Here is a 20848-nt window from a genome sequence, read left to right on the forward strand (position 1 = left end):
TACCTGTCTGGTGGAATGAGAAATCATGTTAAATCGTATCAAGATTGTTACCAGCTTATTGCTGGTTTTGGTTATTTTTGGCCTATTACAGCTCACATCCGGTGGTCTTTTCTTTAATGCCCTGAAGCATGACAAAGAAAACTTCACCGTCCTGCAAACCATTCGTCAGCAACAATCCACGCTTAACAGCAGCTGGGTAGCGTTGCTGCAAACCCGTAACACCCTGAACCGCGCGGGCATCCGCTACATGATGGATCAGAACAACATCGGTAGCGGTGCCACCGTGAACGATCTGATGCAGATTGCTGCTGCTTCACTGAAGCAGGCGGAAAAAAGCTGGGCGGAGTACGAAGCCCTGCCGCGTGACCCGCGTCAGAGTGAAGGCGCCGCGCTGGAAATCAAACGTAACTACGATATCTATCATGGTGCGCTGGCCGAACTGATCCAGCTGCTGGGCGCAGGCAAGATCAATGAGTTCTTCGATCAGCCGACCCAGAGCTACCAGGATGGCTTTGAGAAGCAGTACGTTAACTATCTGCAGCAGAACGATCATCTGTATCAGACCGCCGTGGACGACAGCAACAGTTCTTACAGCCAGGCCCTCTGGATCCTGCTCAGCGTGCTGATCCTGGTGCTGGTGGTGATTGTCGGCGTGTGGCTGGGTATCCGTCACTCCCTGATCTCTCCGCTGAACCGTCTGACTGACAGCATTCGTCATATCGCCGGCGGCGATCTGGTGAAACGCATCGAAGTGGAAGGTTCTAACGAGATGGGGCAGCTGGCCGATACGCTGCGTCACATGCAGGCTGAACTGATGCGTACCGTCGGCGACGTGCGTAATGGCGCTAACGCCATCTACAGCGGCGCGAGCGAAATCTCCATGGGTAACAACGATCTCTCCTCCCGTACCGAGCAGCAGGCGGCCTCGCTGGAAGAGACCGCAGCCAGCATGGAAGAGCTGACCGCCACCGTGAAGCAGAACGCCGAGAACGCCCGTCAGGCGAGCCATCTGGCGCTGAGCGCATCCGAAACCGCGCAGAAAGGCGGCAAAGTGGTGGATAACGTGGTGCAAACCATGCGTGACATCGCCGGAAGTTCGCAGAAGATTGCTGACATCATCAGCGTCATCGACGGTATTGCCTTCCAGACCAACATCCTGGCGCTGAACGCGGCGGTAGAAGCGGCGCGTGCCGGTGAGCAGGGGCGTGGTTTTGCGGTGGTCGCGGGTGAAGTCCGTAACCTGGCCCAGCGCAGCGCCCAGGCCGCACGCGAGATCAAGAGCCTGATTGAGGACTCCGTGGGTCGCGTCGAAGTGGGTTCCACGCTGGTGGAAAGCGCCGGTGAGACCATGGGTGAAATCGTCAGCGCGGTGACCCGCGTAACCGACATTATGGGTGAGATCGCCTCTGCCTCTGATGAGCAGAGCCGCGGTATCGACCAGGTGGGTCTGGCGGTGGCCGAGATGGATCGCGTCACCCAGCAGAACGCCTCGCTGGTGCAGGAATCTGCGGCTGCGGCAGCGGCACTGGAAGAGCAGGCGAGCCGTCTGACTCAGGCAGTGGCGGTGTTCCGCATTCAGCAGGAGCAGCAGAAAGCCCATGCACACGCGGCGGTGAAAACCGTGACGTCGCCGGTAACGACGCGCAAAGCGGCGGTTACCGACAGCGGTGACAACTGGGAAACCTTCTGATGTGAATAGCGCCCTGTTCAGGCAGGGCGCTGTTTTTGTGCCCGGCGGCGCTGCGCTTGCACGGGCCTACGATTTTGTAGGCCGGGTAAGGCGAAGCCGCCACCCGGCACTATTACTGCTGACGCGGATCGCTGATCGGCTGACGCACCAGGAAGATATAGGCTAACGCCCCCAGCGCCGTGACGCAGCCGCAGATGATCAGCGCCAGGCGGAACGAGTGGGTGGTGTCGACGATAAACCCGGTGACAATCGGGGCAAACGAGGCGCAGATGAAACTGGCGAAGTTTTGAATGCTGCCCACCGAGGCGGTCATTCGTGATGCCACGGCCACATGGATCAATCCCCAGCACGACGTCCCCGCAAAGTGGATGCAGAACAGCGCCATCCCAATTAGCAGTACCGCACTCATCGCCGTGGTCGCTTCCGGTACCACGAAGGTGAAGGCCGCCGAACAGAGCATCCCGCTGATAATGCACAGCTTACGGCTGCGTACCGGCGCCATGCCGCGTTTCACCAGCGCATCGGTGGTGAAGCCATTGACTAACATCCCCGCCGCACCAAACAGAAACGGAATGGCCGCCATCAGGCCGGTGCTTTTCAGATCCAGGTTATAGGCCGTTTGCAGATAGCCCGGCAGCCAGGCCAGATAGAGCCAGGCGGTATAGTTGATGCCGCTAAAGCCCAGCATCATTCCCCACATGGTGCGGTTGCGGAACAGGCTGCGCCATTCAGCAAAGCTTAAGGGATCGCGACGGGTGTTAACGCTACCGGCGTTGAGGTACGCCTGCTCGACGCCGCTCAGCTCAAGCTCCTCGCGGTTGCGATAGAGCATGTACCAGCCAATGGCGAGGAAAATACCCAATACGCCGATGGTGATAAACATCCCGCGCCAGCCCATCACCAGCATCATTGCCGCCAGCAGCGGCGGGCTGATGGCCACGCCGATGGTCGAGGCGGCGTTGAAAAAGCCCATCGGACGGCCACGCTCTTTGATGTTGAACCAGTCGTTAATTACCTTTACGCCACAGGGGGTCATCGGCGCTTCGCCAATCCCCATCCCGATGCGCACCAGCACGAACTGGGTAAAGCTGTGAACCATTCCGGACATCGCCTGGAACAGCGACCAGAAGAACATTCCCAGCCCCAGCATCAGGCGCGGGCCTTTGCGGTCCAGCAGCGGGCCGCAGGGCAGCTGGGCGATACCATACGCCAGCGAGAACACCGATAGCAGGGCGCCGATCTCGGTGGCGCTGAGACCCAGCTCCTCGCGAATGGTAAGATTTGCCACCGACAGCGAGCTGCGATCGAGATAATTAATGACCGCGGCAAAAAACAATAACAGCATCGCTGTCGTCTGGATGCGCTTTATTCGCGCGCTACGCTGAATAGCACCTGTTGGCGGCAGAGAAATATCTGTTGTCTTTTCTTTGTCAAAGGTGGTCTGCGGGTCGAGAGTTATATTGCTTTTTTCCACGCCGGACTCCTGAATTATTGTAGGGGTATTCTCTGATCTTTTATTAGAGAAATATCTATAACGATAAGTGATGGAATATCCGCATTCCTCACCGCGCAATAAAAAATTAAGTCGACTCCCGGTGAGCATAGGCAGCCGTTATTTTCCCGCGTGTGTCCGATCGCGGAAGCGTGCTGTCCGTAAAGATTTGCTGTTTTTAATCGGTACTTAATAAAAGACCGTCGCGCTCTGGTTAATGGAGCGGATCATCGACTGTTTCGCGGTATGCAGGTGATTACGCATCGCCAGATTGGCATCCAGATCGTTGCGGCAGATAAGCGCGCTAAGGATGGTCATATGCTCATCGATGGCGATGATATTGCGCTGCTTCAGGTCGCTCTCATCCCACTGGTAGTGGAAATGGAAGATGAATGAGATGATCTCCAGCGACTGGTTGAAAAAGATGTTGTTGGCGGCGGAGAGCAGCAGGGAGTGGAAGTCGCGATCCAGCCGGGAGAACTGGCGGAAGCTGTCGCCGATGCTGTCGCGCAGGGCGCGGTGCTCCTCCAGCAGGGTGCGGGCCTGGAGCCAGCGCGGGTCGCTGTCGGGCAGATTGAGGAAATGCTGCAGAGCGTGGGTTTCGAGCATTTCGCGCAGCTCGAATAGCTGCTCAGCCCACGACTGGTCAAACTGCTTCATTCGCCACTGGCCGCGCTTTTCGCTCTCGATCAGGTTGTAGCGGCTAAATTTAAGTAAGTACTCCCTTACCACCACCGGGCTGACGCCTGCGCTACGCGCCAGCGCCAGCTCCGAAAAGGCCTCTCCGGCACGCAGAATGCGCTGGTTGATCATCGACAAAAAGCTCTGCTCAAAAAGCCGGGTCTGCTCGGCCAGCGGCGCGATCTCGCAGCTGAAGCCATCGCTGGCGTCGGGCTTGCGGGCAATCACGTAGTCATTGTTCACCCGCGTCAGTACGCCGCAGTCGCAGAGATGGGCCTGGATGTGGCGCACGGTGGTGCGACTGATGTTGTACATCTCCGCCAGCGCGCTTTGTGAGGGCAGCGGTGACGGAATGTGGCCCCTCGCCATGTCGTCGATCACCTGGTTAATCACGTTATGACGCAAATTTTGCGAACGGCTCATGAAAGATTCCTTCTGGCAGAAAAGGGGGCATTAAAACCCTATTTAAAACGGCTTTATGCGCGGCAATTCACAAATCCCTTTATTGCCCACCCGTTATTTTGCGTTTTCATCAATATCTGAAACCACGACAGAACGGGAGAAACAAAAAATGATGACGATGAATACGCTGGTATGTCAGGAACCGAAAAAATTACTCTGGACGCAGCGGGAAGTGCCCGTTCCCGGCGATGATGAGGCGCTGATAAAAATAAAAACGGTGGGCATTTGCGGGACCGATATACATGCCTGGGGCGGCAATCAACCCTTTTTTAATTATCCCCGCGTGCTTGGGCATGAAATATGTGGCGAGGTGGTAGGGATCGGCAAAAATATTCGCACGCTGCATCAAGGCCAGCAGGTAGCCGTCATTCCTTACGTCGCCTGCCAGCAGTGTCCGGCCTGCCTGAGCGGCAAAACCAACTGCTGCGAAGCTATCTCGGTGATCGGCGTACATCAGGACGGCGGTTTTAGCGAGTATCTGTCGGTGCCGGTGAGCAACCTGCTACCCGCAGACGGGATCGACCCCGAGGCGGCGGCCCTGATCGAGCCGTTTGCGATAAGCGCCCATGCGGTACGCCGCGCAGCCATTCAGCCGGGAGAGCACCTGCTGGTTGTGGGGGCCGGACCGATTGGCCTGGGGGCGGCGGCGATTGCGCATGCGGATGGCGCGCAGGTGGTGGTCGCCGATACCAGTCCCGCCCGGCGAGAACATGTGCAGCGCTCTCTGGGCGTAGCGGCGCTCGATCCCTCGGCAGCCGATTTTACCGATCGGCTGCGGGCGCAATACGACGGGGCCCTGGCGCAGAAGGTAATTGACGCTACCGGTAATCCGCAGGCGATGAACAATACCGTCAATCTGATCCGCCACGGCGGCACCATCGTCTTTGTCGGGCTGCACAAGGGCGATCTGCAATTCTCCGATCCGGAGTTTCATAAGAAAGAGACCACCATGATGGGGAGCCGCAACGCCACCGGGGAGGATTTCGCCAAAGTGGGACGGCTGATGGCTGAAGGCAAATTGACGGCAGAGATGATGCTGACCCACCGCTACGCGTTTCGTGAGCTGGCGGAGGTGTATGAGGCGGAGGTGATTAATAATCGCGGTCTGATTAAGGGCGTGATTGGCTTTTAACGGTTGCCATGCAGCGCCCGGGGAGGTGTTGGGCGCTGTTTTTTTCTTGCGAAGCGGGAGAGGCGAGCCTCTCCCGGGTTTACCCTTCCGCGTTAACCACTTTGATCTCCACCATCCCGATCCCCAGCTGGCGCGGAGAGTGGCCGAGAATATTCCCCTCGTTAGTGGACTCCGGTGCAGGCGGAACAATCACCAGCGTGCTGCTGTGCGACGGGTTGTCGAAATGCAGCGTCGTGGTGGTGACCTCGTTCCCCAGCGTCAGGGTCTGCTCTTTATCGCCAATACGTACCGGAATCGGTTTGTTAGCGTTTGGTCCCCAGGCTTTGGCGGTGATCACCAGGTCGAATTTCGCCGGCAGCGGCTGGTTATATTCGATCTTCACCTCATCACCCAGTTGGGCGTTAGACCAGCGTCCCCAGGATTCCGGACGCGAGATCCCGCTGAACTGCTTCACCTCTTCGGGCGCCCCGGCCACGTTAAAGACAAAGCTGTCAGCCTTGTAGCGGATGTCGTTGTCGGACACCTTGAGCATGTCGACGTTGCGCTGATAGCGATCGGTGCTGATCACTGTATCTTTAAACGCCGTCTTGCCCTTCCACTGTGCTTTATCGACATGCTGCACGGTCTGCTCGCCGCCTAACTGGCCCTGAGAAACACACCAGTCGGTAGAGAGCGCCAGCGGCTGCGACCAGAGCTGACCCATCTTGTAGCAGCGATCGACCCAGACAAAGTTATCCCGCGGGGCGAAATCCGCCAGCTGGTAGCGCAGCGGAGCCGAGTATTCGCTTTCCGGCAGCGGTTCCACCCGCTTATCGGAAACGCGCAGCAGCAGCGGCAGGCGGAAGTGGCTGTCGGAGAAGGCCATCATGTTTTTCTGGCTGTCGATGGTGAATTCTTTCAGCTCTTTCGGGAAGTTCCACAGGCGAATGACGTCCGGTTTCCACGCCAGCACTTTTTCCTTCATGTTGAGGAACACTTCAGACAGCGACTGCCCGGAGAGGCTACTGCGGCCCAGGCCGATAAAGTTATCCCCGCCGAGGATATCCAGCACCGTTGCGCCGTTATCCATGGTGTTGCGCTTCACGGCCATCACCTCCTGCTGCGGCTTATCGCCACGCAGGATAAAGAACAGGTTGCTGCGATCGTGCTTGTTCAGCGCATCCCAGGCGGTGTTTTTCATCGCCAGATGGTCGGAAGAGACCACAATCACCGTGTTTTTGAAATACGGCGAGGCTTTGATTTTTTCGATCAGCGCCGCAATGTGCTCCTGACTACAGCCCACCGCGCTAAAGGATTGATTGGGCTTGCCGTCAAGGGCATAGCGCTTGCGCTGGCAGGTGCGGGAGATAAAGCCGTCCGGGTGGTGCGTATCCACCGTCAGGGCAAACAGCGAGAAGCGTTTGCCGGACTGTGACAGCGCCTCGAATTTTTTCCAGGTTTCATCCAGCACCGTATCGTCATAGAAGCCCCAGTCGTTACGGTAGGTCGGATCCGCGACGGTGGTTTTTAACTCTTCTGCACCGTAGAGATGGTCAAAACCGTGGGACTTCAGGAACACATCTTTCCCGGCGAAACGGAGGTTGGCGCCCTGCATGAAGTAGTTCTCGTACCCGGAGTTTTTCAGGATATCGCCGAGACAGATATTCTGCGGGAAGAAGCTCGACACCGATGCGGAAGCGTTACCTTCAAACGGGGCGAACAGCGGAATGCCACACTGGGAGGCGACCATGCCGGCGATGGTGTAATCGGTGCCAGGCAGCTGCGCGGTGTGGCTGAAATCGATCCCCTCATTTTTGATAGCACCCAGCTCCGGCGCGAGATCCGGGAAGGCGTCATTATCAAAGTAGGTGCGCTCCAGGCTTTCGCCATAGATATAGACCAGGTTGAGTTTCGGGTTTGGAATGGTTTTACCCGGCTCTTTGTAATACGCCGCAAAGTCGGGATCGCCATCGCGGGACTGGGATTTCACCAGCTCGGTGATCTGGTGAAACGCCGGGCTGGCATCCACCGAGGCGAGGGCCAGTACCAGCGCCAGCAGGCTATAACCGAGATGATGCGGATGATGACGGCGGCGGCGCAGGATCCAGCCCAGCAGGCCGAATACCGCCACCAGGGCAACCACCACACCAATACCTGGAAGTATGTACTTACTAACCCCGGCACCGGTCAGACTGTTGGTCAGGGTATAGAGAACAGCATCGTTAATGCCGTCGCCGGTAAAGTAGTCACTGGCGTAGAGGGTAATGTTCAGTACGACAAAAAGCCCCAGCACCAGCAGGGTGACAGCAAACCACCAGGTGTTACGACCCGCTTTGCGGGAATAGATAACCACCGAGGCGATAAACAGGGCAACAGAAATAAACTCTGACAACAGCTTATCCTCAACAAAGGCATCCGCCGATTGGCGGATTAACTGTTTAATTTTTGGGTGATCCAATGTAATGGCGATGCCATCAAGCTGCAATTGTAGTGTCACGCAATTGTGCTGTTGTTAGGATTTGGTTTAGAAAATCGAATGTTTGACGGGCGTCGCTTTCTGCGGGGAAGGGGAGAAACGCCGCGGCAGCCGTCGCGGCGTGTCGGGGATCAGGAGATAAAGCTCATTCCCTGTTTCAGGACAAAATCACAGGCCTGGGCTTTGACCTTCTTCGCCAGCGGAGAGTTGCCGATGGTTTCCAGATTCAGCTGTTCGCCGTTATTGGCATTCAGCAGACCCTGGATCCCTTCCAGATAGTTGGTGTCCTGCTGCTGCTCTTCCTGGGTGTCGAGACCCAGCTTACCCAGCACCTGATTTTTAATGTTGGTGGCGTCGGTCATCGAGGCCAGCTTCTCTTTGGCGCAGTACTCGAGAATCCCGGCTGCGTTATTCATGTTGCTGGCAGAGAGCGACTGGGTGCCGTTGTTGAGCAGACCGGTGAGCGAGGAGAGGGAGAGGCCACCGCTCTGGGAGGTTGTGGTGGTGCTGTTGCTGCTGCCCGCGCTGAGCTGGCTGGCGGCGCTGTTGAGCGTATCCTGCCAGGAGGAGGCCGCCTGGGCTGTACCGGTCATCAGGAGGGCGCTGACTGCGGCGCTAAGAAGAAAATGTGTTTTCATAAGACCTACTCTGTCGATTGCCCGCCGGGGCGGAATGGCAGCCAGTATAAACCTCGCGACAGTGCAGGACTTGGGTAAATATCCTAATACTCTTTACCGGTAACGCGGCTGCGATAGCTTTCCCAGTCAAAAATCACATACAGACTGTTACCCAGTTTCATGCGATCCATCACCCGCTCGCCCAGCAGACGGGTCATCTCTTCAACGTTATGGTTGGTCAGCATGCCGGTCGGGCGTTTGGAGGAGGAGCGGCGATCGACAATCTGGTTAATGATCACCTTTTCATAGCGCGATTCGGTCTGCACGCCGATTTCATCAATCACCAGCAGATCCACGTTACTCAGATCGTTCAACAGCTGTTCTTCGCTGGTCTCCCGGTTGCTGAAGGTATCTTTCATGGCGGACATGATGTCAGCCACGGTGATGATCAGCACCGATTTACCGCGCAGCAGCAGCTCGTTGCAGATGGCCGCCGCGAGATGATTTTTGCCGGTGCCCGGCTTGCCGCTGAAGATAAAGCTGGCGATGTTGCCGTCAAACTCTTCTACGTACTGGCGCGCCTGTTGCAGAGCCTGGAGTTGTCCCTGGGTCTCCACCTTGTAGTTGTCGAAGGAGCAGTTCTGATGCAGAGGACGAATGCCGGAGCGGTTAAAGGTGCGCTGCATCTTCATGGCGCGGTTCTCCCGCGCCAGCGCCGCCGCGCGGATCTTACCCTGCTCTTTTTGCCACGCCAGCAGCTCTTCACCGGTGGTAAAGGCCGGTTTGACGTTAGCGGGCATGATCTTCTGCAGACGTTTCATCAGTTCGCCGAACTCTTTCATTTGGCACCTCGGAATCCGTGGGGGATCTGTTTATCCGGTTCTGAAAAGGTATTCACATCGCGTCTGGCCTGGTTGCCGCTGCTGGCCCGGTTGATCTGCACGCTGCGCGCCAGCTTCTGCTGCCACTGGATATGGTGAAAGACTTTCCCTTCCGCCTGCCAGTAGGCGGTAAAAGCGGCCAGCTCCTCAGGGGCGACGGGCTGGGTGAGGGCAATGCCCCACAGCGCCGCCTGACGCTGGAAATCGGGGTCCGGCTGCCAGCCATTGTACATGGCGAATTTGCCCATCGGCACCGCAACCGGCGCGCTGGTAGGCTCCTCGAAGAATTGAGTATCCAGAGTGACGTCACTGGCCGGGCGCGCCAGGCGCGCTTCCAGCTCCAGCAGCTCGGCCAGACGCTGCGGCGTGATGGCGTAAAAAGCCGGTGCGTTATCGGCGAAAACGGCGACAGTACCGCCTTGCGCCCTGGACAGCACGCCGCGGGGATCGTGCATAAAGGCATCAATGCCAGTGACGCTGGTGGTCAGGATTCTGGAGGACATAATACTTCTCTACTGAGTTACTGCGGACGAGATATGGGCTTATGGTAGCACAGAGAGGAGGGGGCAGGCAGGGGTCTGAAACCCGCTCCCTGACCCCCTGAAAAATCAGGAGATAATATTCAGCGTCACATCGATATTGTTGCGGGTGGCGTTAGAGTACGGGCAGACAATGTGCGCCGCATCCACCAGCTTTTTCGCCTCACTGGCGTCCATCCCTGGCAGGTGAATATTCAGTTTCGCTTCGATGCCAAACCCGGTTGGCAGCGGCCCGATCCCCACTTCGCCCTCAATAAAGGCATCCTGCGGCATGGTGATTTTGTCGCGGTTAGCCACAAATTTCATGGCGCCGAGAAAACAGGCTGAGTAGCCCGCCGCGAACAGTTGTTCCGGGTTGGTGACTTCACCGCCCGCGCCGCCCATCTCTTTGGGGACGCCCAGTTTGACATCCAGCACGCCGTCGGACGAGGTGGCGCGACCATCACGGCCGCCGGTAGCTTTGGCTTTGGCGGTATAGACAACTTTTTCTAAAGACATGGTAGGTTCCTTATCTCAGGGGTGAAAGCGCTAAGGACAGGTATAACGCAAGGCAACCTGAACCGCCATTTTTCGATAGTGTTGCCGCTGGGCCTGTTCATCAGCGCCATCCTCAAACAGCAGGGTGAAGGTGTAGCTGTTGGCCACATAGTGAAAGCTGAAGCTGCTGATGAGGCGATGCAAATCCCGGGCGTTCACCGTCTGGTTAAAGAGTTGCTTCTCTTTGCCGCGTTTGAGGATGGTTTCCAGCAGATCCAGCGCGCTGCGGTTCACCTGGCGCAGCAAGGCCGACTGCTGCATAAACCGGCCCCGCTGCATGTTCTCCATACAGATAATGCGGATGTAGTCCGGATGGTCGGCGTGATAGTCAAAGGTGGTTTCCACCAGCTCCACCAGCGCTTCTACCGGCGGCATTGCATCCAGGCTGAGCTGCATCTCACTGGCGCGGATCTGCGTGTAGACATATTCCAGCACCAGCAGGTAGAGGTTCTCTTTGGTCTTAAAGTGATACACCACCATCCGTTTGGTGGTGCCCGCTTTCTCGGCGATCTGCTCCATGCGAGCGCCGTTAAGCCCGTACTCGGCAAACAGCGAGAGGGCGCTGAGGAAGATTTTGTCTTTCAGGCGGGAGCCGTCGCCGTTTTCCGCGTTTTCGCTGCCGGGGTTAGACACATCTGCTCCTTACTTAGCCACATGAGAGCAGAGGATTATCACCACGGCAGCGGGAGAACACAACTCTCAAACCCGGGGGCGTTTGCGGTAGAGCCATAGCCCGGGGATCGACAGCCCGATTGAGAGGGCGCCGACGATTGACGAGGCTTTCAGGAAGTTAGTCAGCAGCATGATCATCTGCGCTTCGCTGTAGCCAAAGTGGCTAATTTTCACCGCCGAGATCATCGCGGTATAGGCAGAGATGCCCGGAAACATGGGGATCACCGCCGCGACGGTAAAGACTTTCGGATGCGCCAGATACCAGCGCGACCACTGGATCCCAATGCTGCCCACCAGCATCGAGGCCATAAAGGTCGACCATTCGATATTCATCCCGGCGGTCATCATCGTCATACGCGAGCCGTGGCCGATCGCCCCCAAAAGCGCACACCACGGCAGGGCGCGATGGGGTACGTTAAATACCATGGCAAAACCCACCGCCGGAATGGCCGACAACATCATGTCCTGGGCCAGCGCCCAGAGAAAATCGATTACGCCCATCCGCGAAGTCCCCATAACGTCATGGCCATCACCACCCCAATACAGGTGGCGAGGGTGAGTAAACTGGCTATCGCCCAGCGGGCAAGACCGGTATTGATGTGACCTTTGAACATATCGGCCACGGCATTAATCAGCGGAAAGCCCGGCACCAGCAGCAGCACGCTGGCGGCCATGGCGATGGTCGGGGTGGTGGCAAAACCCGGCAGCCGCAGCAGCAGGCCGGAAACCGTGGTGGCGACAAAGGCGGTGATGCAGAAGTTAATTTGCGGGTGCAGATGCCGGCCCGTCAGCACCTGACGCACGTACATGGCGAGGGTGCTGGCGATAAAGGTCACCATAGCGCCATCCCAGCCGCCGTTGTTAAGTTTACAGAAGCAGGCGCAGGAGAGGCCCACCATCAGCACTACCAGCCAGCGTGGATAGCGCAACGGCTTGATCTGGCTGAAGCGTTTTTCGACCCCCTGCGCATCCAGCAGCTTGTGTTCCGCCATGATCACGATGTGTTGCACCTCGGTGACGACGTGCATGTTGATCCCACGATCGTGGTTTTTACGCGTTGAGGTCAGACACTGGCCCGATTTAATGGTGGTCAGCACAATCGCGTTAGAGGAGATGGCGCTCTCTACGCTGTCCATACCCAGAGCCAGCCCCAGTCGGGTAGAGAGCTCCTCCACCAGGGCGCTTTCGGCACCGTGTTGCAATAAAAAAAGGCCGCACTGAATACACAGTCGCGTGACGGCGCGTTGTGAGGATTGATCTGCCTGCATCTTTTGCCCTGAGGAGAGAGTGACGGGTGGATAGCCGGAATGTCTACTTTTAGCACACAAGCCGGTAGCGTTTGCTCTGGGCCAGATCAAGGTTTGAGCAGATTGATGCGGTAAATATACTTTTCGTTGAGCGAATTAATTATTAATTTCTATGGTTTTTATATTTACATATTTATTAAATCTATATTTAGAATATCTAACTTTCTCTTTTTAAAAATATAATGCACTACAGGTTAACATTGAAGAGTTATTTTGCGATATTAATGCTGTTTTGGCGGTGTATATATTTGTGATGCTGGTTCTTATCGCACTCTCATTTCGCTCAGCTAATGAAAAAGGAAAGACATTACATTTTTACGTCGCCCTGTTAAACAAACAGGTAATTAAGTTAGATGAACGACGTGGAATGAACGTATGAATGGATTCGGAGCGCAAATGCCGTCATTGATCTGTAAAAATGTAATAATAATTGGAAAATCACCCATAATGCAGACCGGCCTCGGTAGCATTATGTTACGCTATTTCCCGGACTACGATCGTTCTTACTGTCGGACCCATGAAGAACTGACGCTTCTCCAATTGCGTCGCGCAGTTGTGGTCATCGTTGATATTTCAGATGAACAGCGTAATCCGCTTAATATATGCAATCAGTATCACGCATTACAAAATCAGTATCGGGATATTCACTGGATATTTTTGGTTTCTCGGGCAATTTATCCCCTCGCTGTTGAGCACTTGATGCGTCCAGAAAGTACGTTGCTATCCAACATGGAGCCCGTCGAAAGTGTGGTTAAGGCTATCCAGGCGGGTAGCGAAAACGCTGAACGTATTAGCCAGACGCTATTAATACCCGATCCAGATGATTTATATGACAACCAGGATGAAGTCATGTTGACCTTCTCGGAGCGCAAAGTATTACGCTTACTGGGAAAAGGATGGGGAATTAATCAAATCGCCGCATTGCTGAAAAAGAGTAATAAAACGGTAAGTGCGCAAAAAAACAGTGCCATGAGAAGACTTGCTTTAACGAGTAATGCCGAAATGTACGCGTGGATTAACAGCACTAAGGGAATGAAAGAGCTGAGTTTATTCTCTGCCTATGGAGAGCAAGACGAATGGAAAAGAACGCGAACAAAAGACATATCGCTATCGTCGAAAAGTGCATGATGAGTGGTATGGGGCTTAAGCATCTTTTTGCCAGCCCCGCACTTAAAAATTATGAAGTCCACCTGTTTAATAACATTAATAGTTTCCAGTCCTCACTTAGTTTTGTTCCATACACGTCGTTAATTTACTCCCTCTCGGATGAGCGGGAAGAGCGGCGTAATTGCCTGGTCTGTATTAAGGAAGTGGCTGCCACATACGGCATGATTCAGCGAATCGTACTGGCATCAGATGAGGCAGAAGCGAGCCTGATTAATCAGCTTTCGCCGTCACGCCTGCATGGGGTGATTCTCAAATCTGAGCCGCTCGCCGACCTGCAGGAGCACCTGAGCAAAATATTGAGCGAGAACCGACGGGTTAATGACGGGCATAATAACCACTGGAATATTCATCGTGGAAGACTGCTTAGCCCAACCGAGCGCGCCATTTTGCAGTTTATGTCGTGCGGCTTCTCCATCCCGGAAATTGCCACCCGGCTCGATCGCAACATCAAAACCATTCGTGCGCATAAATTCAATGCCATGATTAAGCTCGGGGTGCGTTCCGACGTGGGATTACTGCACGCAGCGGATATCCTGACCCATTTTCCCGTCCCGGATCCCCGCAACTCGCGCTTCATTTCCCAACACTTTTCATAACCCATGCAAAAGTCTGCGCCAGAACGGTTCTGGCGCGGGACTTACAGACAAACGTCTACCCATGTTGCCTGAGTGAGCTCGGCCATTCTTTCCGGAGAAATACGCACCGCGCTGTGGATCGCACCGGCAGCGGGCAGCACTTCCGCATACTGTCTGAGAGAGATGTCGCAATAGACCGCCAGCGGCGTTTCCAGTCCGAAAGGGCAGACGCCACCCACAGGATGCCCTGTGATTGTCACCACCTCGTCACTACTCAGCATTCGGGCCTTTGCGCCAAACGTCTGCTTCAGCTTTTTGTTATCAAGACGCGCATCGCCTTTGGCAACCACGAGGATCACCTCATCTTTAATTTTTAGCGACAGCGTTTTCGCTATCTGACCCGGCGCGACGTTGTGGGCCTCGGCAGCCAGCGCAACGGTAGCGGTACTTTGACCCAGTTCGATGACTTCAACATCCGGGGCGTGGTCAGCGAAAAACTGGCGCACAGACTGCAAACTCATTGTTTCCTCCAGAAAAATATTCTGCGTTGTCGTTCATAAGAGATGATGCCCTTTAAATATTTACCAGGTCACACGCTTCTGATATCAGCGATTTCTGGATCATCTTCACAATCACGGAAACCGGTTACAGTAACCGGTTGCAGACCATGATGCGGAGATTAATACTGATTACGTCACTTCCCCTGTATCCAATAATAAGAGTCGATTATGAAACCTATCCGTTTGAGCAGTCCCGCTGGTAAGCGAGCCAGCAAGGTGGTGAAAGTGGTATATGGAACACCGTGCGGCGTCACAACGCCCGAAACGATCGTCTGACAGGAGAGCCGTTATGTCTGCCAACCATGCTGCGTTTAACCTGATATTCCGATTTGTTGAAAACTATGTCAGCCCCATTGCCGGACGCATCTCCTCCCAGCGTCACGTGATGGCGATCCGCGACGGTTTTATCTCCGCGATGCCGTTTATGATTGTGGGCTCGTTCTTATTAGTGTTTGCTTACCCGCCGTTTTCGCCGGACACCACATGGGGCTTTGCCCGCGCCTGGCTGGATATGGCAAAACAGTTTGAAGGCCAGATCCTCACCCCCTTCGATATGACGATGGGCGTGATGTCCCTCTATATCTGTGCCGCTATCGCCTACAACCTGGGCAAGCATTATGTAAAAGCGTATCAGCTCGATCCCTTCATGTGCGCCATGCTGTCGCTGATGGCCTTCCTGCTGATCGCCGCGCCAAAAACCAAAGGCGCATTGCCGGTGGACAGCCTCGGCGGGACGGGGATCTTCACCGCCATTCTGGTGGCGATCTACTGCGTGGAGATGATGCGTTTTCTGAAGGCGCACAATATCGGTATTCGCCTGCCCGACCAGGTGCCGCCGATGATCAAGAACTCCTTCGACCTGCTGATCCCGGTGCTGGTGGTGGTGCTAACCCTCTATCCACTGAGCCTGCTTATTCAGTCGCAGTTTGGCATGCTGATCCCGCAGGCGATCATGGCCATCTTTAAACCGCTGGTGGCGGCGGCGGACTCGCTGCCGGCAATCCTGCTGGCGGTGCTGATTGGTCACCTGCTGTGGTTTGCGGGCATCCACGGGGCGGCGATTGTCTCCGGTATGCTGCAGATGTTCTGGCTCACCAACCTGGGGATGAACCAGACCGCGCTGGCGCAAAGCGCGCCGCTGCCACACATCTTTATGGAGGCGTTCTGGACTTTCTTCATTGTGATTGGCGGCTCCGGGGCCACGATGGGGCTGGTGTTCTGCTATCTGCGTAGCCGTTCGGCGCACCTGCGTTCCATTGGACGGCTGAGCGTGGTGCCGAGTATTTTCAACATCAACGAACCGGTGATCTTCGGTACGCCTATCGTGATGAACCCGGTGTTCTTTATCCCGTTCCTGCTGGCGCCAATGGTCAACGCGGTGCTGGCGTGGGCGGCGATGAAGCTGGATCTGATTGGCCGCGTGATTTCGGTGGTTCCCTGGACCGCTCCTGCGCCGGTGGGGGCTGCCTGGGCGCTGGGCTGGGACTTCAGGGCGGCGATCCTGGTCCTGCTGTTAGCGATGGTCTCCGCCATCATCTACTACCCGTTCTTTAAGGTGTATGAGAAGCAGCTGCTGGCGCAGGAGGCCGAAGAGGCCCAGCGTGCAGAAGAAGAGAGTCAGCAGGTCGCTTAATAAAAGCAAAACGGCAACCCTTGGGTTGCCGTTTTCATCTATTGGACCTGACAAACTATTTCAGCGTGCAATCGCCGCACTGCTGAACGTCCGGCAGGCGATAGCGCTGACAGCAGGTACGACGCACCAGCAGGCCGTCGCGCGGGACGACGGTGCGATAAAGCGGGTTGTCACGCCCATCGGAGAGCTGGCGGGCAAAGAAAATCGCCTGACGCAGCGCGTCCACTTTCTCTTCCCCCAGCAGGGGTTTCATTTCGGTCAGATACCAGTGAATTAAATAGCCGGTATTGCTCCAGATAAGTTTGCCGTTGATCTCACCCGTCGCTTCCAGGACGTCAACCACCGGGACCAGCGCGCGTGTCACCAGCATTTCCATACGCTGCCGGGCCGAAAGGGAGGTTGCCTGGCTGTCTTCCTGAACGTCGATCCAGAAGCAGGCTGCGCGCCCGGTTTCGTGAAACTCAACGTGGAAATGTTCCGGGGAAATATCCAGCGCCACATCCTGGGTCAGCAGGGCCAGCATCATCGGTGGGACCATCAGCCCGATATACCACTGTGCCCACAGCGACAGCAGCGGCTTGTTTTCCCGCGCCATCGTGGGCTGGTTGCGGTAGATATGATCGGAGTAGGTCGCCAGCAAAGACTGCAGTTCGGAAGGACGCTGCCACTGCGCCAGCGTCATGGCGTGATGAGGATGGGGTTCATCCAGCTTGATGACATCCAGCAGATAGGCACGCGTCTGACCGATAGCCTCACGCATCGCGTCCGCAAGCCCTGAAGGCCCGGCCGACAGTGGCGTTTGCCAGATAATATTCTCAACAGCGTGTGCGGAACGTGTGGCCATAAGTTAGCTGGATAAAAATCTAAATGATAATGATTGCCAATCCTAACTATAGATAAATCCGTGCGCAAGGCTTTTTACACATTCAGGTTTAACGCTGACAAATGAGAAAATCTATCATATGATATTGGTTATCATTATCGGTTTGAGAGATGAATCATGTTGAGCAGAGCGTTGGGAAGTGGCTGGGGCGTGATACTGCCGGGAATGGTCATGGCCGGGCTGGCGTGTACCGATCTGTCGTTAGCGGTCTGGAAAGTGATTATCGCGTCGGGCTTGCTGATTTCATCCGCCATGATCTGGCATAAACAACTGCGGCATTTCGTGCTGCTGCCATCATGTGTTGCGCTGATTGCGGGAATGTGGGTGCTGGTAATGAATCTGAACTAACGGGAGAAAAAGAGAGAAAATCAGGAGAGATAAGATAATTGGTGCGAGGGGGGGGACTCGAACCCCCACATCCTAAGGACACTAACACCTGAAGCTAGCGCGTCTACCAATTCCGCCACCTTCGCACAGTCATCTTATTTTTTGATATCGCCTCGTTGGTGCGAGGGGGGGGACTCGAACCCCCACATCCGTAAGGACACTAACACCTGAAGCTAGCGCGTCTACCAATTCCGCCACCTTCGCCCAGTGCGAGCAATATCAATCATGGTTATTGGTGCGAGGGGGGGGACTCGAACCCCCACATCCGTAAGGACACTAACACCTGAAGCTAGCGCGTCTACCAATTCCGCCACCTTCGCAGACCATCGATACAGTAAAAGTATCGTAACCACGGAGGCGCATTCTAGATGTTTTCAGCTTTTCGTCAACAGATAATTGTGCGGGAGATATTATTTGCTGCAAAAATGGCCTGAACGGGCGGCTCAGGCCAGCGGGAGACGTTACTTCTTCGCCTGGCGAGTCATGATGGCGCGGTAGATCTTAAAGCGGCCAGTTTGCGCCAGCACTTCGTGGAAGCCGAAGACTTCATCCAGCACTTTCGGGTACGGCAGGAAGGCGTTCGCCACGATTCGCAGCTCACCGCCGCTGTTCAGATGGCGTACCGCGGTACGAATCAAGGTCTGTGCTGCTTCGAGGCTGGTTTCCACACCGTCATGGAATGGCGGATTAGAGATAATCATATCGAAACGGCCGGTCACGTCGGAGAGGACGTTGGAGGCAAAAACTTCGCCTTCAATGTTGTTGGCCGCCAGGGTCGCGCGGCTGGCTTCGATGGCGGATGCACCCACATCGGTGAGGGTTAAACGCACTTTCGGCGAGTGGCTTGCCAGCACAGCGGAGAGCACGCCTGCGCCACAGCCGACATCCAGCACTTTGCCTTTGGTGTGCGGCGTAAAGGTGGAGAGCAGCAGCTGGCTGCCCACGTCCAGACCGTCACGGCTGAAGACGCCCGGCAGGGTTTTGATGGTCAGGCCATCCAGCTGATATTCGCCCCAGTATTTTTCCGCGTCGAAGGTCGGTTTTTTGTCCAGGCGGCCATGGTAGAGGCCGCAGCGGCGGGCGCTGTCGACTTTGTTCAGCGTGACGTACTCCGCCAGCATCTGCTCAGCGCTGCGCACGCCGCTGCGGTTTTCACCGATCACGAAGATATCGCAACCCACCGGCAGGAGGGAGAGCAGGTTCATCAGCTGGAACTGGGCTTCGGGTTTGTTCTTCGGCCAGTAGTAGATCAGCGTATCGCAGTCGGCCACGTCGGCCTGTTCCGCCACCAGGCTGAAACGGGCGCGCTCGCCCATCTGACGGCTCAGGACCTGCCAGTGGTGATACTGCTGGGTGTGCGCACGGCTGTCGGCGCACTCGAAACGGGCAGGCAGGTCATCCTGCATATCTCCGGCAAACAGAATACGGCTTTGTTCGAAATCATCACTGTGACGCAGCAAGACTTCACTTGCCGGGGTAAATGCAGACATGAATTGTTCCTCAATAAACACAGGCGGGGATTATAGTAGGTAGATGGCGCAGATTCGACACATTTGGTATATTTGCGCGCCTGACAAACAGGAGTTTTTGCAATGGCATCCCGACGAGACAGGCAACTACAGCAACTGGGCATCACCCAGTGGGCGCTGCGCCGCCCGGCGGCATTGCAGGGCGAAATCGCCATCTCGCTACCGGCGCATATTCGTCTGGTGATGGTGGCGCAAAGCCTGCCCGCCCTGAGCGAGCCGGTGATCGCCGACGTACTTCGGGCGCTGAGGCTGGGTGCCGATCAGGTGCTACAACTGACGCCCGATCGCGTGGCCATGCTGCCCGAGGGCAGCCGCTGCAACAGCTGGCAGCTTGGCGTAAGAGAAGAGATTGCTCTGGAGGGGGCGTGTATGGCCTCTCCGGCGCTGGACGAACTTAACGTAAACCCGGCGGCACGTCGCGCGCTGTGGCAACAAATCTGCGAACATGAACACAATTTCTTCCCTCACGACGACTGATTTAGCGCAAGCTTTTGAGATCGAAAAACGCGCCCACGCCTTTCCGTGGAGTGAAAAAACCTTTGCCAGCAACCAGGGTGAGCGTTACCTGAACTATCGGCTGGATGTCGATAATCAGCTGGCGGCATTTGCCATCACGCAGGTTGTTCTGGATGAAGCGACGCTGTTTAACATCGCTGTGGATCCTGCTTTCCAGCGCCGTGGGCTGGGCAGAGAACTGCTGGAACATTTAATTCGCGAGCTGGAAGCACGAGACGTGTTCACGCTGTGGCTGGAAGTACGGGCGTCGAACGTCGCCGCCATCGCACTCTATGAGAGCCTGGGCTTTAACGAGGCGACGATCCGCCGTAACTATTACCCCACCGCAGAAGGACGTGAAGACGCCATCATCATGGCTCTGCCGCTTGGATAACTAAAAAAGGTTGTAACAATGAACTGGGACTGGATTTTCTTTGACGCCGATGAAACGCTGTTTACCTTCGATTCGTACGGCGGCTTACAGCGGATGTTTCTCGACTACAGCGTGACCTTTACTGCTGAAGATTTCCAGGCTTACCAGACGGTGAATAAACCGTTGTGGGTGGATTACCAGAACGGCGCAATCACCGCGTTACAGCTGCAACACCAGCGTTTTCAGGGGTGGTCGGAGCGCCTGAACGTTCCGCCAGGCGATCTGAACGACGCCTTCCTTAATGCAATGGCTGAAATCTGCGCCCCGCTGCCGGGCGCCGCGTCGCTGCTCGCCTCCCTGAAAGGCAAGGCGAAGCTCGGGATCATCACCAACGGCTTTACCGCGCTCCAGCAGATCCGCCTTGAGCGGACCGGTTTCCGTGACTACTTTGATTTATTAGTAATTTCAGAACAGGTGGGCGTGGCGAAACCGGCCCCGCAAATCTTTGATTATGCGCTGGCCCAGGCCGGAAACCCTGACCGGGCGAAAGTGCTGATGGTGGGGGACACGGCGGAGTCGGATATCCTTGGTGGAATGAACGCCGGGCTCTCCACCTGCTGGCTGAACGCGCACAACCGCACCCTGCCGGAGGGGATCACACCGACCTGGACCGTGACCTCCCTGAGCGAACTGGAGCAACTCCTGTGTAAACATTGATTGCCTGCCCCCCATTGATGGGTAAAATAGCCGCATTTTCGTATTCATGATGCGCGGCCCGCTG

22 protein-coding genes and 3 tRNA genes are annotated in these 20848 nt (G+C 55.9%); 9 read left to right on the top strand and 16 right to left on the bottom strand.

The genetic code is table 11. From position 1 onward, the window contains the following. Positions 1-25: 25 nt before the first annotated feature. Positions 26-1690: a methyl-accepting chemotaxis protein gene (gene tsr / locus GNG29_RS03270; RefSeq protein ID WP_103178149.1), complete on the top strand. Its 1665-nt coding sequence runs from the start codon at positions 26-28 to the stop codon at positions 1688-1690. A gap of 112 nt (positions 1691-1802) precedes the next feature. Here the strand turns inward: tsr and GNG29_RS03275 are convergent, their stop codons facing one another. Both GNG29_RS03275 and GNG29_RS03280 read right to left on the bottom strand, forming a co-directional pair. After that, entirely contained in the window at positions 1803-3164 is a 1362-nt protein-coding gene (locus GNG29_RS03275) for an MFS transporter (protein WP_156653881.1), read from the bottom strand. A 207-nt stretch (positions 3165-3371) separates the two neighbouring features. Then, positions 3372-4286: a GntR family transcriptional regulator gene (locus tag GNG29_RS03280; protein ID WP_103178151.1), complete on the bottom strand. Its 915-nt coding sequence runs from the start codon at positions 4284-4286 to the stop codon at positions 3372-3374. 148 nt (positions 4287-4434) lie between these two features. Here GNG29_RS03280 and GNG29_RS03285 point away from each other — a divergent pair, with 148 nt between their 5' ends. Then, complete coding sequence (locus tag GNG29_RS03285) at positions 4435-5457, top strand: zinc-binding alcohol dehydrogenase family protein (RefSeq protein ID WP_156653882.1); 1023 nt, start codon at positions 4435-4437, stop codon at positions 5455-5457. Between the two features lie 79 nt (positions 5458-5536). Here the strand turns inward: GNG29_RS03285 and opgB are convergent, their stop codons facing one another. From opgB to GNG29_RS03325, 8 genes are all read right to left on the bottom strand, one after another. Further along, positions 5537-7828 carry a phosphatidylglycerol--membrane-oligosaccharide glycerophosphotransferase gene (opgB, locus tag GNG29_RS03290; RefSeq protein ID WP_103181024.1) on the bottom strand — a complete coding sequence of 764 codons (2292 nt, stop codon included), beginning with the start codon at positions 7826-7828 and terminating at the stop codon, positions 5537-5539. A gap of 215 nt (positions 7829-8043) precedes the next feature. Further along, positions 8044-8550 (bottom strand): DUF2501 domain-containing protein, encoded by a 507-nt coding sequence (locus GNG29_RS03295; RefSeq protein WP_103178152.1) that lies wholly within the window; start codon positions 8548-8550, stop codon positions 8044-8046. An 83-nt stretch (positions 8551-8633) separates the two neighbouring features. Beyond that, a complete protein-coding gene (gene dnaC / locus GNG29_RS03300; RefSeq protein ID WP_103178153.1) occupies positions 8634-9371 on the bottom strand; it encodes a DNA replication protein DnaC in 738 nt (245 codons plus the stop codon). After that, positions 9368-9913, bottom strand: coding sequence for a primosomal protein DnaT (gene dnaT / locus GNG29_RS03305; protein ID WP_156653883.1), 546 nt, complete (start codon positions 9911-9913; stop codon positions 9368-9370). Before dnaT ends, dnaC begins: the two co-directional genes overlap by 4 nt. Before the next feature lie 105 nt (positions 9914-10018). Beyond that, positions 10019-10447 (bottom strand): organic hydroperoxide resistance protein, encoded by a 429-nt coding sequence (locus GNG29_RS03310; protein WP_103178155.1) that lies wholly within the window; start codon positions 10445-10447, stop codon positions 10019-10021. 30 nt (positions 10448-10477) lie between these two features. Continuing rightward, positions 10478-11119: a TetR family transcriptional regulator gene (locus GNG29_RS03315; protein ID WP_156653884.1), complete on the bottom strand. Its 642-nt coding sequence runs from the start codon at positions 11117-11119 to the stop codon at positions 10478-10480. A gap of 66 nt (positions 11120-11185) precedes the next feature. Further along, positions 11186-11659 (bottom strand): threonine/serine exporter, encoded by a 474-nt coding sequence (locus GNG29_RS03320; RefSeq protein ID WP_103178157.1) that lies wholly within the window; start codon positions 11657-11659, stop codon positions 11186-11188. After that, on the bottom strand, positions 11650-12426 hold the full coding sequence (locus GNG29_RS03325) for a threonine/serine exporter ThrE family protein (RefSeq protein ID WP_156653885.1): 777 nt from the start codon (positions 12424-12426) through the stop codon (positions 11650-11652). The genes GNG29_RS03320 and GNG29_RS03325 overlap by 10 nt, the downstream gene beginning before the upstream one ends. Positions 12427-12861: 435 nt before the next feature. Between GNG29_RS03325 and GNG29_RS03330 the strand changes: the two genes are divergently transcribed. Then, a complete protein-coding gene (locus GNG29_RS03330; protein WP_156655431.1) occupies positions 12862-13593 on the top strand; it encodes a response regulator transcription factor in 732 nt (243 codons plus the stop codon). Continuing rightward, positions 13593-14228, top strand: coding sequence for a DNA-binding transcriptional activator BglJ (gene bglJ, locus GNG29_RS03335; RefSeq protein WP_103178159.1), 636 nt, complete (start codon positions 13593-13595; stop codon positions 14226-14228). The genes GNG29_RS03330 and bglJ overlap by 1 nt, the downstream gene beginning before the upstream one ends. Before the next feature lie 41 nt (positions 14229-14269). On the opposite strand, the gene GNG29_RS03340 is transcribed toward bglJ, so the two are convergent. Further along, positions 14270-14728, bottom strand: a complete 459-nt coding sequence (locus GNG29_RS03340; RefSeq protein ID WP_156653886.1) for a YbaK/EbsC family protein — start codon at positions 14726-14728, stop codon at positions 14270-14272. A gap of 328 nt (positions 14729-15056) precedes the next feature. Here GNG29_RS03340 and GNG29_RS03345 point away from each other — a divergent pair, with 328 nt between their 5' ends. Then, entirely contained in the window at positions 15057-16400 is a 1344-nt protein-coding gene (locus GNG29_RS03345; protein ID WP_103178161.1) for a PTS sugar transporter subunit IIC, read from the top strand. Between the two features lie 55 nt (positions 16401-16455). Here GNG29_RS03345 and fhuF read toward each other — a convergent pair whose 3' ends face one another. Then, positions 16456-17244 carry a siderophore-iron reductase FhuF gene (gene fhuF, locus GNG29_RS03350; RefSeq protein ID WP_156653887.1) on the bottom strand — a complete coding sequence of 263 codons (789 nt, stop codon included), beginning with the start codon at positions 17242-17244 and terminating at the stop codon, positions 16456-16458. 156 nt (positions 17245-17400) lie between these two features. Between fhuF and GNG29_RS03355 the strand changes: the two genes are divergently transcribed. After that, positions 17401-17631: a DUF1435 domain-containing protein gene (locus GNG29_RS03355; RefSeq protein WP_103178163.1), complete on the top strand. Its 231-nt coding sequence runs from the start codon at positions 17401-17403 to the stop codon at positions 17629-17631. Positions 17632-17670: 39 nt separating this feature from the next. Here the strand turns inward: GNG29_RS03355 and GNG29_RS03360 are convergent. The 4 genes from GNG29_RS03360 to rsmC form a co-directional block, all read right to left on the bottom strand. After that, a tRNA-Leu gene (locus GNG29_RS03360) sits at positions 17671-17756 on the bottom strand. A 31-nt stretch (positions 17757-17787) separates the two neighbouring features. Beyond that, a tRNA-Leu gene (locus tag GNG29_RS03365) sits at positions 17788-17874 on the bottom strand. A 29-nt stretch (positions 17875-17903) separates the two neighbouring features. Beyond that, positions 17904-17990 (bottom strand) — tRNA-Leu (locus GNG29_RS03370). A 141-nt stretch (positions 17991-18131) separates the two neighbouring features. Beyond that, positions 18132-19160, bottom strand: a complete 1029-nt coding sequence (gene rsmC / locus GNG29_RS03375) for a 16S rRNA (guanine(1207)-N(2))-methyltransferase RsmC (RefSeq protein WP_103178164.1) — start codon at positions 19158-19160, stop codon at positions 18132-18134. A gap of 102 nt (positions 19161-19262) precedes the next feature. Between rsmC and GNG29_RS03380 the strand changes: the two genes are divergently transcribed. Genes GNG29_RS03380 through yjjG form a run of 3 tightly spaced genes read left to right on the top strand, consistent with a single transcriptional unit; the run spans position 19263 to position 20784 of the window. Next, positions 19263-19676, top strand: coding sequence for a DNA polymerase III subunit psi (locus GNG29_RS03380; protein WP_156653888.1), 414 nt, complete (start codon positions 19263-19265; stop codon positions 19674-19676). Further along, entirely contained in the window at positions 19645-20088 is a 444-nt protein-coding gene (rimI, locus tag GNG29_RS03385) for a ribosomal protein S18-alanine N-acetyltransferase (RefSeq protein WP_103178166.1), read from the top strand. The genes GNG29_RS03380 and rimI overlap by 32 nt, the downstream gene beginning before the upstream one ends. Before the next feature lie 18 nt (positions 20089-20106). Further along, positions 20107-20784 carry a pyrimidine 5'-nucleotidase gene (gene yjjG / locus GNG29_RS03390; protein WP_103178167.1) on the top strand — a complete coding sequence of 226 codons (678 nt, stop codon included), beginning with the start codon at positions 20107-20109 and terminating at the stop codon, positions 20782-20784. Positions 20785-20848: the final 64 nt, after the last annotated feature.

The sequence above is a fragment of the Leclercia sp. Colony189 genome (assembly GCF_009740165.1).
In the GTDB taxonomy this organism is placed as follows: Bacteria; Pseudomonadota; Gammaproteobacteria; order Enterobacterales; family Enterobacteriaceae; genus Enterobacter.